Source organism: Thermosipho sp. (in: thermotogales) (assembly GCF_020054775.1).
In the GTDB taxonomy this organism is placed as follows: domain Bacteria; phylum Thermotogota; class Thermotogae; order Thermotogales; family Fervidobacteriaceae; genus Thermosipho; species Thermosipho africanus.
On sequence record NZ_JAIHAP010000011.1, the window covers coordinates 1 to 16,073 of the forward strand.

The window sequence follows — 16,073 nt, forward strand, 5'->3', positions numbered from 1 at the left end:
AATAGATTTTTCCCGTCAAGTCAAACTTGTAGTGTATGCGGCTATGTTAATAAAGAAGTTAAAGATTTGAAAATAAGAAAATGGGTCTGTCCAATATGCGGAACAGAGCATGATAGAGATATAAATGCCGCAAAAAATTTAGCCAAATATGGCTTAACAATACCAGTAGGGCGGGAACCGTCCGAATTTACGCCTGTGGACAGTGCTCTGGCGGCGGAACCTGAAAAGGGTCTACGAGCCATCACTGGTTGAAGCAGGAAGACGTGACTTCTATAAGTCATGGTAGTTCACAAAAATAGTTATATTCAGTTTTAAAGAAATTTAGAACTAAAGCCATTAAAAAAGCAAATATAAGAAGTCTACTTATGTTATTCATTTTTATTTTTACTCCTTTTTGATAGGATTATTATAACAGATATGTAGTAAAGAATGTCAATAAAATGATATATAAAGTAATAATAAAAAATCCCTCTTCTTGATTTTAGTTGGTTTTTCAAGAAGAGGGACTTTTGTTTATATTATTTTATATTTATTAATTAGGAAACTTTTTCGTATGGAACACCATCAGCTTTTGGAGCACGAGATTTACCAACAAATCCTGCGACAACTATAATGGTAAGGATGAATGGGATCATGTCAAATAATGGTTTAACAGTTGCAGAAACGTGAATTAGAGAGCTGCTTTGCATTTGGTTTGCAAATGCACTTGATGCGCCAAATAATAAACTCGCAAGCATTGCTCCAACAGGATTGTATTTACCTAAAATCATTGCTGCAAGTGCTATAAATCCTCTACCGCCAGTCATTAATTCTCTAAAGTGACCAACTTCACCAATACTTAAGTAAGCTCCTGCAAGGCCGGCCCAAACTCCACTCATTAGTACACCAAAATATCTTATTCCAAAAACATTTATTCCCAACGTATCAGCTGCTTCCGGATTTTCACCAACTGCCCTCATTCTAAGTCCAAGTTTAGTTTTATAGATTAGCCACCAGGAAAATGCAACTGCCGCAAATGCCATATATACGAAAGGACTTAATTCACCAAATATTTTTCCAAAAAATGGTACATTAGATAATCCGGGAATTTTTAATTCTTCTACTTTTCCAACAAAGTCGGTTTGACCAGGTTTTCCAAAAATTGGTTCCATCAAAAAACCAGTAACACCTTGAGCTATTAATATTAAAGCAGTACCTAAAACAACTTGGTTACCTGCCCACTTAATACTACCCCATGCATGAATCCATGAAAATGCAAGACCAGAGATTACAGCCATTAAAACCCCAATCCAAACATTCCCAGATAGATGTGTAAACACGACGGAAGTAAATGCACTCATAAGCATAATACCTTCTAGGGCAATATTTACAACACCGGTAATTTCACTATATACTCCACCAAGTGAGGCAAAAATTAAAGGAGTAGCAGCTGTTAATGTAATTTTATAAAAAAGCGGGTTTATAAAAACAAGGAAAATTGCTTCTAAGACTCTCATTTTGTCACCTTCTTTCTTATCATAATAGTACGAACAATTCTATCGGCTGCGACAAGAAAGATAACAATACCTTGAATTATCATAACCATATGTTTTGGAACACCAACAAATTGCATTTCGTTACTTCCTGTTCTAAGTGCTCCAATAAGTAAGGCAGCAAATATAATTCCAATTGGATTATTTTGTCCAATTAATGCAATACTTATACCATCAAAACCTTTTCCTCCAGAAAGTTCACCTAAGAATCTGTGATGAACGCCCATTAATTCTGTTGCTCCTGCAAGACCAGCAAGTGCACCACTAATTGCCATGGCAAGGATAATATTTTTAGATACTGAGATTCCACCGTATTCAGCAGCATAAGGATTAAAACCAACTGCCTTAATTTCATATCCAGTTGTTGATTTATTTAGTAAAATATACATAAAAATTGCTGCAATAACTGCAATTATAATACCTGCACTAACTTCAATGGCTCCTACCTTCATCAATATTGGAAGTTGTGCGGAATTAGCAATCTCAGGACTTTTTGGTGTACCTGATCCAACCTTTAGTGGACCTGTTACCATGTAAGATGCAAAGTAAGTTGCAATCCAATTAAGCATTATTGTCGTAACAACTTCATGAGCACCGGTCTTTGCCTTTAAAAATCCAGCAATTGCAGCATAGCCAGCACCAACTGCCATGGCTATTAAAATAGTTAATGGAATAGCTATAATCGGTGGCAAAAATCCAAAGTTTCCAGCAAAAGCTGCAGCAATCAATGCTCCCATTACCATTTGACCTTCTGCACCGATATTAAAGACTCCTGCTCGAAATCCAAAGCCAACAGCAAGACCAGTTAATATTAATGGAGTAGTTTTTATTATTGTATCAGCAATTGCTTGTTTTGAACCAAAAGAGCCTCTAATTAATGCTGAATAAGCAGTGAGTGGATTTTTACCAATCAATAATATAATAACTGTTGAAATAGCAAGTGCTATTAGTACAGAAATAATAGGTATGAGTATTGCAGAGAATCTTTTATTCATCTTATCCCCTCCGTGCCTCTACAAGTCTTTGACCAGTCATCATCAATCCTACTTCTTCAACTGTAGTTTCTTCTGGTTTTACTTCACCCATAATTTCTCCTTCGTACATTACAATAATTCTGTCACTTAAAGAGAATATTTCTTCAAGTTCCATAGAAATTAAAAGAATTCCAACATCCATTTCTCTCATTTTTAATATTTGTTTATGTATAAATTCAATTGCCCCAACATCCAAACCACGAGTAGGCTGGGCAACTACTAGAAATTTTGGATTCATTCTAATTTCTCTTCCAACTACTAGTTTTTGTTGGTTACCACCTGAGAAATTTCCTCCAAGATGTTGAATTCTTCTAGGCCTTACATCAAATTCTTCCATTAGATTTTTTGTATATTCAAATATTTCTTTATGATTTAAAAAAGTTCCATTGGAAAATGGAGGTTTATAGTGTTGCCCAAGAATAACATTATAGTAAGCTTCAAATTCTTCAATAAGGCCATGTTTTAATCGATCTTCAGGAATATGAGCAAGTCCTAGTTCTCTAAGTTGCTTTGGTGTAAAGTGTGTTACATCTTTACCTTCAAAGTATATTTTCCCATCTTCAATTTTTCTTAATCCAGTTATTGCTTCTACAAGTTCAGTTTGACCATTGCCAGCAACACCTGCAATACCAACTATTTCACCTTTTCTTATATCAAAAGAAACTTTATTAACTGCTACTAGCCCTCTGTTATCTTTAACAACAAGATCTTTAATTTCAAAAACTTTTTCTTTAGGCTTATGTGGAGCTTTTTCAACTCTTAAAACAACATCTCTTCCAACCATATGTCTTGCAATTTCCTTAGGATTAGTTTTTGAGGTTTCAAGCTCACCTGTAACTTTTCCAAGTCTCATAACAGTTATTCTGTCGCTTATTTCCATAACTTCATGCAATTTATGTGATATGAATAAAATAGTTTTTCCATCTGATTTAAGTTTTCTCATTATCACAAACAATTCTTCAACTTCTTGAGGAGTTAATACAGCAGTAGGTTCATCCAAAATAATTATATTTGCACCTCTGTAGAGAGTTTTTAGAATTTCAACTCTTTGTTGCATACCAACTGGAATATCTTCTATTTTTGCATCAACATCTACAAATAATCCATATTTTTCAGATAATTCTTTAACTTGTTTTCTGGCTTCTTTAATATCAAAATTTAAACCTTTTACAGGTTCACTACCAAGTACTATATTTTCAGCAACAGTTAATGTATCAACTAACATAAAATGTTGGTGAACCATTCCTATTCCATTTTTTATAGCGTCTTTTGGTCCTTTAATTGTTACTTTTTTGCCATTGATCAAAATGTCACCCTCATCTGGATGGTACAGTCCATATAATTGATTCATCAAGGTTGATTTACCAGCACCGTTTTCTCCGACTATTGCGTGAATTTCACCTTTTTTAATTCTTATAGTTACATGATCATTTGCCAAAACTCCAGGAAATTTTTTAACAATATTTACCATTTCTACGGCATACACAATTTAACTCCTCCTTTCAACGCTTTGTCACTTAACTAAGGTTTTAAACCTTAGTAAAATGACAAAGCAATGGGGGCAGATGCCCCCAAAATTTTTTATAAATTAGAATGGGAATACTATATTTGGTGTTCTAAAGGATTTTAAAGCTTCCTCGGTTTCTGGAACTGTAAGGATACCTTTTTTAATCAATGTAACAAGATATGCAAGTTCTGCAAGTGTTCTATTTTCAACAAGTCCTTTTGTATACTTCATTGGACTCATTCTTACACCGTTTTCAGCAAGACCAAGTTTGTGAATTCCAGGTGTCCAGTTTCCTTCATATGCCCATTTTACACCAAGATAAGATGCGGTGTCTACACCCTTCATTGCACTTGCAAGAACAACACCAGGAGCCATATAATCTTGATCAACATCTACACCCATTGCAAAGTATCCACCTTTTTCAAATGCGTATTCTAAAATAGATTTCAAATCGTCTTTTCCAACTAATGAAACCATTTTTTCCTTTGCTGCTTCAATAACACCATTTCCACAAGCACCACTTGCGTGGAATATTATATCTACACCTTCTGCAAATTGAGAAAGAGCAAGATCTTTACCTTTTTTTGGATCACTAAAATGATTTGTATATCCTTTAATTATTTGAACATTTGTGCCATGAAGGTCGTTGAATACCTTTACACCAGTTTCAAAACCGTATCTAAATCTTTCAACTGGAGGAATTGGAATTCCACCAATAAATCCAACTTTATTAGCTCTTGTAGTTGCTGCTGCAATGTAGCCTACAAGAAATGCAGATTCTTGTTCTTTAAATAGGAAGCAAATTACGTTAGGTGGAACATCACCAGAAGATGGAGCAATATCTATACCTGCAAAATAGACATCAGGAAATTGTTGTGCAACTTCAAATAAAGCATCAGTCATCATAAATCCAACTGCGTATACGATTCCACCATCTGGTTCTTTTTGAATTTCTTGTGCGGCTTTTGTAAGGTTTGAAACATAGTCTGCTTGTTCATATGATTGAATTACTTGAGCATCAATTCCAAGTTCAGCAGCAGCTCTTTTAATACCAGCCCAAGTTCCATCGTTAAAAGATTTGTCACCAAGACCACCAGTATCAGTAACCATAATAGCTTTGAAAGAAAATGCACTTACTACAAATAATATCGACAAAATGAAAATAAGTAATTTTTTCATAGAACTTCCCTCCCTTTTGAAAAGTGTATGTTTTAACCCTTTATGGGTTTAAAGCTTCTTATTAAAATTATTATAGATATGACAAGTAAAATTGGTATTACAATAATATAATTAAATGTGATCAAAGGAACACCGGATTGAACAAAGAAAATTATAGGATTAATAAGCATTAATATAGATGATAATGTTGCAGCAATGTTCCATATAATTGAATTTTTACTTTTTAGTGATGTCAAGAAAAATCCAAGTGATAAAAATACGAATGTTAGGATCCCAAACTTAGTTCTGTAAAATTGAATTGGTATTTTTTCAAGATCTCTAGTATTTTTAATAGTTTCATTTACTTTTTTGACTGTTGGACTTATTTCTTCAAAATTTAAATCGTTTTGAATTTCTTTTAGAAATTCATTTTCAAATGCATCAGAAGAAATTTTAGCAACTTTTTTCGCGAATTTCTCTAAATTATTTTCAGCTTTTTTGAATTGCTTTTCTCTTATTTTTTCTTCAATTTGATAATTAGAAAACTCAGTAGTTAATGCTTTGAAATCATTGACTCTACCATCGAAATTTTTAACACTTTTATATTCAGGATCTTTTATTTTTTCGGTAAAATTATTTAAGTTTATTGAAAGTCTTTTAATTATATCTTCAGTTTCTATAATACTTGAATTTGCAATTGTAGTTAATTCCCTTACTATATTTGAAAATTTGGAATATTTATCTTTTAAAACATCGTTAATAAGTTCAGTAAAGTATGGAGAATTTTCAAATTCTTTAAGGTTTTTCATGTGAAAATCTTTGGTATAATATGTTGGAATTAAAAATGATATTAATAATAGAGCAATCAATGAAATTTCAAGAAATTTTTTGTTTTTTATAAATATTATTAATGAAGCAAGTAAGGCAGAAAATGAAATTAACCCATATATTGTAGCATCAGAGTTAGATAAGATATCAAAGCCAATAAATAGATACAAAATCTCAACAATTGAAATTATAAATATTGCAAGATCCCACTTTTTTGACTTAATTGCAATCAGAATTAAAACAATATAGGCAACCCATCTTAGCCACCAAAAATTGTATGATTTTGGAGCAGTCTTTTCAAACTCGTCTGAAAAGATATTTTTCAAGTTTGAGACACTTTTAATAACGTTTCTTTGTAATAGTCCACTATATCTGTTAATGTTAGGTACAATTCTTTCTGGATTTTTAGAGATAATTTCTAAATAATTTACAAAATTCTTTTTTATTTCTTCATCTTTAAGAATAATTTTTATTTCATCGATAAACTCATGTTCTTTAAATTTTGGAGTGTATTCAAATTCAAATGAATATTGAGGAGCATCTTCTATATCAGCATTACCAGCTAAGTTAATTTTAGCGCCAAGATGTTTTGCTAGAAGATCAGAAAGATAATTTCTTGCAGCAAAAATAACCTTTGATTGGTAGGAGTTAAAAAAACTGTTAAAATTAGGAGAGGATTTTATAAAGCTTGCTTCGAATTTTTTTCTTTCAAGTGATGCTTCAAGGTATGAAAAAAATGCGGCTCTGGCAAGTTGTATAGTATAATCATTCGATATATTTTGTTTGTAAATTACATTAAGATAGTCACCAATTTTCTTTGAAACATCTGTTTTTTCAACACTTCCAACAAGTTCGATTTTGTAATATCTGTAAATTGGTAAAAAAGTGTTGATAGAATTTCTGGTATTTGATAAAAATTCATCATCATTAGATGTTTCAAAATTGTTGATATAGTATAAGAATAATTCCTTAGATTTTTCAAGATTGATTGGAAAAGTTAGTGATAAGATTAGTACTAAAAAAACAAAAATGGTTAACCGCTTCATTAAATCAGCACCTCCATTGGTTAATCTTTTAGCATTATCTACCAGGTATTTTATTCTAACATAAAAAAAAAATATCTACAATTTTAATTATATCATGAAAAATGTAGAAAATTACAATAAAATTAAAAATTTAGCGGTTATTTACTATAAATGAAAGGGAAGGAATTTATAGAGGACTAACTGCCGGATAAAATCAAAGGCCGGGAAAATTCCGGCCTTTAAAATCTACTATTCTTCTACTGTAATTGCAGAGGTTGGACAGCTGTCAGCTGCATCTTTAGCACAGTCTAAATCTGTTTCTGCTTGGAGAACTTTTGCCTTCATATCGTCTCCGATTTTGAAGACATCTGGACAGAGGTTTTCACAAACACCACATCCGATGCATGTTGCTTCGTCAACTCTTACTTTCACGTTTGTCACCTCCTGCTATTTGATAGACTACATTGATTATATCATATACTTTCGCCTTGTGCAAAGTTTTTTGTTGCTTTGTCTATCTGTTTTAGATAATTTTTTATTATTATATTTCCTTCTTTTATTAATTTTTCAACTTGGCTTATATTTTGTACAACTGACGAGTGTGACTTGTTAAAAACTTTTCCAACGTCTCGTGTTGAAAGGTTTAATTTTTTTGCTGCATAGTACATTCCAACTTTTCTAGCATATGAAATATTTTTGGTTCTTTTACTTGAAAGAATTTCTTCAGGTGAACACTCAAAAATATCACTTAGAATTTCAATAAGCTTTTCTTCTAAAGCTTTTGGTGGTTTGGATGGGTTAGTTAAAATACTTTGTGCTATAGATAAATTTAGAGAACCATATAGATTTTTGTAAGCAATTAATTTTAAAATTGCGCCATGAATTAATCTCGGATTATCATATATAGAGCTTATGTAATCTATAATTTCATCGTTTATTTCTACACCTTTAAGTTTACTGATTTTTTTTCCAATTTTAAATAAGTCTTCTTTAGTAGGATTTTCAATTTTAACTAGCAATCCCATTTGAAATCTTGAAATCATTCTTGAATGAAAATCTTTTAATTCTTGAGGAGTTCTATCTGAACATATAATAATTTGTTTTCCTGCCTCATGTATTGCATTAAATGTATGGAAAAGTTCAACTTGTGCAGATTTTATACCGATCAAGAATTGAATGTCGTCAATTATCAATATATCTGCTTTTTTTCTATATTTTTCTCTAAATTCTTCTGTTGTTCCATTTTTAATTGCATAAAACATTTCATTCATAAAATCTTCACTGGTAAGGTATGCAACTTTAAGATCAGGGTCGTTTTCCAAAAGAAAATTTCCTAGTGCTTGAGCAAGATGTGTTTTTCCAAGTCCCACACCACTGTACAAAAATATAGGGTTGTAATAACCAGGTTTTTTACTGGCTTCAAGAAAAACGTTATATGCAAATCTATTAAAGTTTCCCACTACAAAATTTTCGAATGTATATTTCGGATTTAGTGGAGTTATAAGTAAAGGTCTTTTTCTTACTAAAGGACCTTTTTCTTCATTTTCTTGAGTAATATCAATTTCTTTATAAACTATTTCAAAAGTAGCATCTTTTCCAAGAGATTCTTTAACTACTTTCGAAATAATTTTGCTGAATTTTTGCTCAAGTCGGTCTTTTATAAAAATATTACCGACTTCAAAAACAACATGTTTATCTTCAATTTTTTTAACGTTAAAATCTAAGAACCAACTTTCCCAGTTTTGGCGGCTGATTTTTTCTTTTAGTGCTGAAAGTATTTTATCTTTCATAGGAAACACCTCAGGAAAATATTTTTCTGGTGGGGCATCAAATATTATCTCACAGATGTATGTAAAATTTCAAGGAATAAATGTGTCAATGTTCTAAATAATTTCCCAATAATTTGAAACAGGTATTTAAGTTTTCTGTATTTTTAGATTAAATATGATGAGAATAAAGTATTTAAGGCAGTTTTTAAAATTCTTGATTTTGCAAAGAAATGCAAAGCTTAGGTTTTATAGGAACTTGAGTTAAAATATTTTTGTAACATAAAGGAGGGGGAGTATGAAAATATATGTTTCTATTGATTTTGAGGGATTGGGTGGTGTTACTCAATGGTCCGATGTTGAATATGGCGTTAAATTCAAACAAAATTATTTGATGGAACAATTGAAGGCTTTTTTAAGGGCAACTGATGGGAATTATGTTTTATTAGTTGATTCGCATGCTATGGGAGATAATATATTGTGGGAAATTACAAAAGAATTTGAAAATGTGGAATTAATTTCTGGTGGACTAAGGAAAAATTATATGATGAGTGGTCTTGATGAATCATTTGATAGGGTAGTATTTTTTGGATATCATGCTGGTGTTGGAACAAGATATGCGGTTATGGATCATTCTTATTCTTCCTCATCTATATATAATATATGGATAAATGGTCAAAAAATGAATGAGGCTCTCATCAATGCAGCTTATGCTGGACTTTACAATGTTCCAGTTGCAATGATAGTTGGTGATGATAAACTAAAAGGGCAAGTTTTTGATGATGTTTTTTTTGTAGAAACTAAAGAATCTTTAGGAAGATTTTCAGCAAAGCATAAATCTATGAAGAAGGTTTTAAAAGAAATTGAAGAAACAACTAGGAGGATGTTACAAGTCCCAAGAGAAAAATTCAAGGTCTATAAATTTGACACACCAGTTGAGTTAGTTGTTGAATTTACTGATACTGCAAGAGCGGATTTGGTTGAGATGTTACCGCTTGTTGAGAGAGTTAATGGAAGAAGTGTAAAGTTAGTTCATGAAGACTATCAAGTAATATTTGATGCAATTTTAAGTATGGCATTTATGTGTTCAGTTGTAAAATACATTGGGAGGTGAGTGGATGTTAAGAAGTTTTGATGAGGTAATAGAAAAAGCGAAGACAAAAGAGGCTGTTATTGCATTGGCAGGGGCTGAAGATGTTGAATCATTAAAGGCGATTAAAGATGTTTTGGATCTAGGCATAAAAGCTATATTGGTTGGAAAAGAGGAAATTATTAGAAAAAATCTTGAGGGATTAGAAATGGAACTTCCAATTGTAAATGCTGAAAGTGAAGCAGAAGCTTCAGAAAAGGCTGTTAAGTTGGTATCTTCAGGTCAAGCAAATGTGTTGATGAAAGGATTAGTAAAAACTGCTACACTTTTGAAAGCTGCTTTGAATAAGGAATGGGGGCTTCGTGGTGAAGGATTACTTTCTCACGTTGCACTTTTAGAAACACCTGGAATGGATAGGATAGTTTTTGTAACAGATGGTGGAATGGTTATTAAACCAACGTTGGAGCAAAAAGTTCAAATTATAAAAAATGCAGTTTCTCTAGCGCATAGTTTAGGATATGAAGAACCAAAAGTAGGTTTAATAGCAGCAGTTGAAGTAGTAAATCCAGATATGCCTGAGACAATGGAAGCTGCAATATTAACAAAAATGGCTGATAGGGGACAGATAAAAGGATGTAAAATTGATGGACCACTTGGTTTAGATAACGCATTGAGTGAGTTTGCTGCGAAAGTAAAAAAGGTTTCAGGCCCGGTTGCTGGTAAAGCAGATATCTTAGTTGTTCCAGATATTCATAGTGGAAACTTCCTTGGAAAGTCAGCAGTTTACCTTGCAAACGGTAAGATTGCTGGAATAATTATGGGGGCAAAAGTTCCAATAATTATTGTTTCAAGGGCCGATACAAGCGAATCAAAAAGAAATTCAATAGCTATTGCTGCAGCAATTAGCAAGTAATTTTATGGTATTTAATATTTTCTTTGAATATGTTAAAATACAATAGAAAGGTGGGGGAAACCTGAGGGTATAATAATAATATACAATAAGGGGTGAGTCTTTGATTAAGATTCTAATCCCTCAGGTTCTTGTTGAGAGCCTGAGGGAGTTTTTATATGAACATAGAGAAGTTGTTTTTGACATTTATAATTCAAATTTAGAAGAAAAAATTAGAGAAGATTATTGGGACATAGTTTATTTAACGGAAGAAAAGACTGTCCCGGGAAAAATTTTGGTATATTCCTTAAGGGAATTGGAGCTTGCCGTTAAGCTCTTTGAAGTTAAAGAAGAACATAGAAGGCTAAAAGAAGAGTATGATATGTTGTATTCTTTCCCAGAACTCCAAGGTCCTATAATAAGAGAGTTTTTGCAAAAAGTTATATTAGATTTTAAAGAAAAGAATGAATTAGTGTTATTATATGAAGATGGAATGTATGTAAATGAATACAGAACATTTTTTGAAAGTAGATTACCTCATACAAAAGTGAAATTTTCTAAGAAAAAAGGAGTTAAAATTCCACCCCTAAGGGATAGAAAAGAAGATATTCCATATATTTTTGATATTGTTCTTTCGTCTTTGTACCTAAAACATAAGAATTTGGATAAAAAGATACCTGATAACAATGAATATGAGCTGTTAAAGGAGTATAACTGGCCTGGTAATACAAAAGAATTGGTTAAGGTTGCTAGTAATTATGCGGCAACTGGAAGAATTGAAATACCTAGATTTAAAGCCAGTAATTTTGAAGGTATAGATCTTGTAAATTTTACTAGTAAACTTGTAAAACACGTTGAAAAGAGATATATAATGCTTGCTTTAAAAAAATCTAACTCGAGATTTGAAGCAGCAAAAATGCTCAAAATAAATTATAAAACCCTTTCTCACAAAATAAAACTTTATGGTATTGAAAACTCTAAAAAAAGGTGATAAATGTGATAGTTGGTGTAATTCTATTTGGTGGAAAAGGAACAAGATTTTCTAAAGATTTTCCAAAACAATTTTTGAAATTTAATGGTAAGGCATTGATGGAACATACAGTTGAAAAGTTTTTATTAGATTGCTTTGAATTTTTAGTAGTAGTGTCAAATAAGGATTATATAAATAAAAGCATAGAAATTTTAAAAAAGTTTGAAAAAAAAATATACGTTATTGAAGGTGGAAAAACTAGAGAGCATTCAACCTTTAATGCTATAAAATTTTTAGAAAATAAAATTGATTTAGAGGACATTGTTTTGATTCACGATGGGGCAAGGCCATTTGTAAATAAAGATATAATTGAAAAAAACATTGAAAATGCAAAAATGTTTGGAGCAACAGTTACAGCAATTTCTTCTGAAAATACTATAGCGGTAGTTGAAAATGACTTTATTTTGTCTGTTCCAAAGAGAGATAGTATATTTATAATCCAAACACCTCAGACATTTAAATATAAGGTTTTAAAAGATTCATTTTTTAAATTTTCAAATAGATTGGATAATTTTACTGATGATGGTTCAGTTGTGCTTGCTTCAGGTTATAAAGTTTCTATAACAGAAGGCAATAAAAAGAATATAAAAATAACTACAGTAGAAGATTTGCATCTAATGGGAGTTGATGAAATTGTCGGAGGCTAATAGAAGCAAAAAGTCAATTTTTAAAAAGGTTTTTATTTCATTGATAATTAGTTTTTCGATGATTATTCTGTTTCAATTTTTTTATTCAACGCAAGTTTCGTTTTTTAGAGATTTACTTACTATAGAATTCTTGATTAGCTTATTAATACTTGTAATAATTTATTTGATAGATACTATGAGACTCTCAATGTTATTAAAGTTTTTTAAATATAACCTTCCCTTCAAAGAGACCTTCAAAAATATATTTTTCGGTAAATTCATTTCTTATATCACTCCAATGTCTATAGGCGGCCAACCTTATCAGATATACCATCTTTCAAAAGTAGGTGTAAAAACAGAAGATGCAACAAATATAGTAATTTCAAGAACATTAGAGATGTCTTTTGTTGTTTTGATTATTGATATTTTATCTATAAGACCTATTTTATCGGCTTATCCTAAAAGTTTTGGATTGTCATTAATTTTAACGGGTTTTATAGTTAGTTTTTCAATTTCTCTTCTTATTTTAATTGGATTTATAAACAAAAAATTTTTAGAAAAAATATTATCTTTTTTTGGAAAATTTTCTAGAGAAAAGCTAGAGAGAGAAAAAATAATAGAATGGATCGATTCATTACATGAAAGTATAAAAATTTTGTGGGTTAAAAATCCATGGATTTTAGTTTTGGATGTAATATTGTACTTTGTTACAATTTTACTTTATACCTATATTTTCTATATTTTTGTTGATAAATTTTCAGGTATAGAATACTTATATTTATTAGGTATAATTTCACTCTTAAATTCTGTTGCTTATTACATTCCAACACCAGGTTCAAGTGGAGGAATTGAAGGAACTTATCAGATAGTATTTTCTCAAATTTTGGGGCCGGATGTTTCCATAAGAATAATTACTGTGTATCGGGTTGTTACATTTTATATACCACTTTTATTAGGAAGTGTCTTTATAGCAAAAATTTCAACTAATGAAAAAATTTAATAAACTTTAAAAGGAGGGATAAGATGAAGAGGTTTATTGATAGGTTATTTCCGGAAGTATCACCAACGAAATTACTCAGTGAACACGCAGAGTATTGTATGAAAGCAGGTACTATCGTACCACAGATTTTAGACGACTATTTTAATGGAAAAGATATAATGCAATACTCTAAGGAAATTGATGAATTTGAGTCTAGCGCTGATGAGATTAAAACGAGGTTGAGAGAGATATATACAAAACTCAGATGGAGCTATTTTGATAGAATAGATGCACTTGAGATTATACATAACCAAGATTCGATTATAGATGCCGTTGATGATTTTGTAAAGATACTTACTATGAATAAAGTTGATGAATGTCCAGAAGAAGTAATTGAAAAAATAAAACTTATGGGTGACTATGTTGCAGATGTTATAAAATTTATGAAAGTTTCCGTAGATGAACTTAGGACTGTCGTAGAATCTGACTTTTCTCCAAATGAGATTAATAAAGAAGATAATTTAACTTTTGATGTAGAAAAGGATGAATCAAAAACAGATTCATTGGGAATAGAAATTGGAAAAACACTATATTCATACAAAAATAAGATGAATCCTGTTGATATTTTGTTTTTAAACAGTATTGTAGTTTTAATGATGAAAATAGCTGATAGAGCTGAAAATGTTGTTGAAAGAATTAGAATGATTATTAGATAAGGAGGCGATAAAGTGCTACTGATTGTAGGAGCATTTTTGGTAGGCTTTGGTATGGCATTTGCTATAGGAGCAAATGATGTTGCAAATAGTATGGCAACAGCTGTTGGTGCAAAAGCAATTACACCTAAACAAGCGGTTTTAATAGCTTCTATTTTAGAATTTTTAGGAGCGATTCTTTTTGGAGCACACGTTACCAAAACAATTGCAAAAGGCATAGTTGATTTAAATATGATATCTGATCCAAATAATATATTGATTGGTGCATTTTCAGCATTAATTGCATCAACCATATGGATATTATTAGCAACTTTTTGGGGAATGCCAGTTTCGACAACTCATTCGATAGTAGGAGGAATGATTGGTTTTGGACTTGCTGCTGGTGGACTTCAAATTGTAAATTGGATGACCTTATTAAAAATTGTTATTACCTGGGTTACTTCACCACTCATTGGTGGAGCAATGGCTTATGTGATCTTTAAATTTATTTCATTTTCAATCTTACATAGAAAACATCCAGCTAAAGCTGCAAAATATGTTGCTCCAATTTTGTTAGGTGTTGCATTTTATACAATTGCAGTACTTTTTGTTGTAAAAACAATGAAGAAGGATATATTATTAGGAAATTATGCAGGAATTATTATTGGATTTATAGTTTTTCTTATTTCATTTTTGTATTTGAGAAAAGCAAAAGTTGGAGATAATGAATATGATATAGTTGAGAAAATTTTCAAGAAAGCACAGGTTGTAACTTCATGCTATGTCAGTTTTTCTCATGGAGCAAACGATGTAGCAAATGCGGTAGGTCCACTTGCTTTAATGTACATTATAATAACTACTGGTAGTGTAAAAGGGGCAATAGAAATACCAAAATATATTTTAGCTTTGGGTGGTATTGGTATATCTTTTGGTGTTGCAATTTTGGGTTACAGGGTTATGAAAACAGTTGGTCAAGATATTACTGAACTTAATAACACTAGAGGTTTTTCAATTGATTTTTCAACTGCAACCACGGTTCTTATAGCTTCTACTATGGGAATGCCTATTTCAACTACACATACAGTGGTAGGTGCAGTATCTGGTGTAGGTTTTGCAAGAGGAATAGAAGTTGTAAATGTTGGAATTTTAAAGAACATAATTATTTCCTGGTTTGTTACAGTACCATTTGCAGCTGGAGTTAGTGCTCTTTTGTATATAATATTGACGTAAGTTGTGATATAATTATTTTCGGAGGTGAGATAATGAAAAAAGTAATGATAATAGCATTAATTGTAATTTCACTTGTTTCTTTTTCATTTACAAGGTATCAGGAAAGAACATTTGGAATTAGAATAAATAATCCTGTAGATTTAAAAAATGATATTTTACCAAAACCGGAGTTTATTGACAATCTGATTTTATATTATGGATACCAAAAAAATATTGATTCTCAGCATAACTCACCTGTCTCATATGGTTTTGGAATATATTCAAATTTGGATTTTGACAACGAATATATAGTCAGAGGAGCTTCGTTTGATTTTGCAGTAAAAGTTTTTGGAGTAACGTTATTTAATGAAGGTGAAAAACTTCAATTAGGATTTCAAGGTGAAGTTTTCTATAAGAAGGAAATTTTTCAAAAAGAAGCAGGTTCAAGCAGCAATTTATCTGATTTTGGAAGCGTAAGTTTTTCACATTATAACAAAATAATTGTGAACTCGTTTACTCTAAAACCGGGATTACGAGCAGATTTTATTTTTAGTAAAGATGTTACATTTAGTGGAAGAGTTTATTATAACATTCAATTTTTCATGGGTGCAAAAACAGAAACTGGAAAAAAAGTTGTTAGTGATATAGAACCTATGAATTCTATTGATTTTGACGTTGCTTTAAATATAGCATTTTAAAGGGGAGTGC

General features: G+C 31.1%; 16 protein-coding genes. 9 read left to right on the forward strand and 7 right to left on the reverse strand.

Translation table 11 applies throughout. From position 1 onward, the window contains the following. Positions 1–252, forward strand: a 252-nt coding sequence (locus JG780_RS03470) for a zinc ribbon domain-containing protein (RefSeq protein WP_287569210.1), incomplete at its 5' end; no start/stop codon positions are given. 284 nt (positions 253–536) lie between these two features. Here JG780_RS03470 and JG780_RS03475 read toward each other — a convergent pair. The 7 genes from JG780_RS03475 to dnaA form a co-directional block, all read right to left on the reverse strand. Continuing rightward, complete coding sequence (locus JG780_RS03475) at positions 537–1,496, reverse strand: ABC transporter permease (RefSeq protein ID WP_004103772.1); 960 nt, start codon at positions 1,494–1,496, stop codon at positions 537–539. Beyond that, a complete protein-coding gene (locus JG780_RS03480) occupies positions 1,493–2,527 on the reverse strand; it encodes an ABC transporter permease (protein WP_004103771.1) in 1,035 nt (344 codons plus the stop codon). Before JG780_RS03480 ends, JG780_RS03475 begins: the two co-directional genes overlap by 4 nt. Before the next feature lies 1 nt (position 2,528). Continuing rightward, entirely contained in the window at positions 2,529–4,037 is a 1,509-nt protein-coding gene (locus tag JG780_RS03485; RefSeq protein ID WP_282956777.1) for an ABC transporter ATP-binding protein, read from the reverse strand. 117 nt (positions 4,038–4,154) lie between these two features. Then, entirely contained in the window at positions 4,155–5,252 is a 1,098-nt protein-coding gene (locus JG780_RS03490) for a BMP family lipoprotein (RefSeq protein WP_287569211.1), read from the reverse strand. Positions 5,253–5,284: 32 nt separating this feature from the next. Continuing rightward, a complete protein-coding gene (locus tag JG780_RS03495; RefSeq protein WP_287569212.1) occupies positions 5,285–7,105 on the reverse strand; it encodes a hypothetical protein in 1,821 nt (606 codons plus the stop codon). 228 nt (positions 7,106–7,333) lie between these two features. Beyond that, entirely contained in the window at positions 7,334–7,516 is a 183-nt protein-coding gene (locus JG780_RS03500; protein WP_004103765.1) for a ferredoxin, read from the reverse strand. Positions 7,517–7,557: 41 nt separating this feature from the next. After that, entirely contained in the window at positions 7,558–8,874 is a 1,317-nt protein-coding gene (dnaA, locus tag JG780_RS03505; RefSeq protein WP_287569213.1) for a chromosomal replication initiator protein DnaA, read from the reverse strand. Between the two features lie 274 nt (positions 8,875–9,148). Between dnaA and JG780_RS03510 the strand changes: the two genes are divergently transcribed. The 8 genes from JG780_RS03510 (at position 9,149) to JG780_RS03545 (ending at position 16,063) form a co-directional block, all read left to right on the forward strand. Then, complete coding sequence (locus JG780_RS03510; protein WP_012579426.1) at positions 9,149–9,964, forward strand: M55 family metallopeptidase; 816 nt, start codon at positions 9,149–9,151, stop codon at positions 9,962–9,964. Between the two features lie 4 nt (positions 9,965–9,968). Beyond that, positions 9,969–10,853 carry a bifunctional enoyl-CoA hydratase/phosphate acetyltransferase gene (locus tag JG780_RS03515; RefSeq protein WP_004103759.1) on the forward strand — a complete coding sequence of 295 codons (885 nt, stop codon included), beginning with the start codon at positions 9,969–9,971 and terminating at the stop codon, positions 10,851–10,853. Positions 10,854–10,953: 100 nt separating this feature from the next. Further along, positions 10,954–11,820: an AAA-type ATPase lid domain-containing protein gene (locus JG780_RS03520; protein ID WP_114702352.1), complete on the forward strand. Its 867-nt coding sequence runs from the start codon at positions 10,954–10,956 to the stop codon at positions 11,818–11,820. 5 nt (positions 11,821–11,825) lie between these two features. Continuing rightward, complete coding sequence (locus tag JG780_RS03525) at positions 11,826–12,506, forward strand: IspD/TarI family cytidylyltransferase (RefSeq protein ID WP_287569214.1); 681 nt, start codon at positions 11,826–11,828, stop codon at positions 12,504–12,506. Beyond that, positions 12,487–13,485 carry a lysylphosphatidylglycerol synthase transmembrane domain-containing protein gene (locus JG780_RS03530; protein WP_237697479.1) on the forward strand — a complete coding sequence of 333 codons (999 nt, stop codon included), beginning with the start codon at positions 12,487–12,489 and terminating at the stop codon, positions 13,483–13,485. Before JG780_RS03525 ends, JG780_RS03530 begins: the two co-directional genes overlap by 20 nt. 23 nt (positions 13,486–13,508) lie before the next feature. Beyond that, complete coding sequence (locus tag JG780_RS03535; RefSeq protein ID WP_004103753.1) at positions 13,509–14,180, forward strand: DUF47 domain-containing protein; 672 nt, start codon at positions 13,509–13,511, stop codon at positions 14,178–14,180. 12 nt (positions 14,181–14,192) lie between these two features. Further along, the gene (locus JG780_RS03540) at positions 14,193–15,386 is read left to right on the forward strand and encodes an inorganic phosphate transporter (RefSeq protein WP_004103751.1); all 1,194 of its coding nucleotides are present in this window, start codon (positions 14,193–14,195) and stop codon (positions 15,384–15,386) included. Positions 15,387–15,418: 32 nt separating this feature from the next. Further along, on the forward strand, positions 15,419–16,063 hold the full coding sequence (locus JG780_RS03545; protein ID WP_114702357.1) for a hypothetical protein: 645 nt from the start codon (positions 15,419–15,421) through the stop codon (positions 16,061–16,063). Positions 16,064–16,073: the final 10 nt, after the last annotated feature.

Excerpts from the sequence above, each read along its gene's own strand:
- JG780_RS03475 (WP_004103772.1), bottom strand. The coding sequence starts at position 1,496 with ATGAGAGTCTTAGAAGCAATTTTCCTTGTTTTTATAAACCCGCTTTTT.
- JG780_RS03480 (WP_004103771.1), bottom strand. The coding sequence starts at position 2,527 with ATGAATAAAAGATTCTCTGCAATACTCATACCTATTATTTCTGTACTA.
- JG780_RS03485 (WP_282956777.1), bottom strand. The coding sequence starts at position 4,037 with ATGGTAAATATTGTTAAAAAATTTCCTGGAGTTTTGGCAAATGATCAT.
- JG780_RS03490 (WP_287569211.1), bottom strand. The coding sequence starts at position 5,252 with ATGAAAAAATTACTTATTTTCATTTTGTCGATATTATTTGTAGTAAGT.
- JG780_RS03495 (WP_287569212.1), bottom strand. The coding sequence starts at position 7,105 with ATGAAGCGGTTAACCATTTTTGTTTTTTTAGTACTAATCTTATCACTA.
- dnaA (WP_287569213.1), bottom strand. The coding sequence starts at position 8,874 with ATGAAAGATAAAATACTTTCAGCACTAAAAGAAAAAATCAGCCGCCAA.
- JG780_RS03510 (WP_012579426.1), top strand. The coding sequence starts at position 9,149 with ATGAAAATATATGTTTCTATTGATTTTGAGGGATTGGGTGGTGTTACT.
- JG780_RS03515 (WP_004103759.1), top strand. The coding sequence starts at position 9,969 with ATGTTAAGAAGTTTTGATGAGGTAATAGAAAAAGCGAAGACAAAAGAG.
- JG780_RS03530 (WP_237697479.1), top strand. The coding sequence starts at position 12,487 with ATGAAATTGTCGGAGGCTAATAGAAGCAAAAAGTCAATTTTTAAAAAG.
- JG780_RS03535 (WP_004103753.1), top strand. The coding sequence starts at position 13,509 with ATGAAGAGGTTTATTGATAGGTTATTTCCGGAAGTATCACCAACGAAA.
- JG780_RS03545 (WP_114702357.1), top strand. The coding sequence starts at position 15,419 with ATGAAAAAAGTAATGATAATAGCATTAATTGTAATTTCACTTGTTTCT.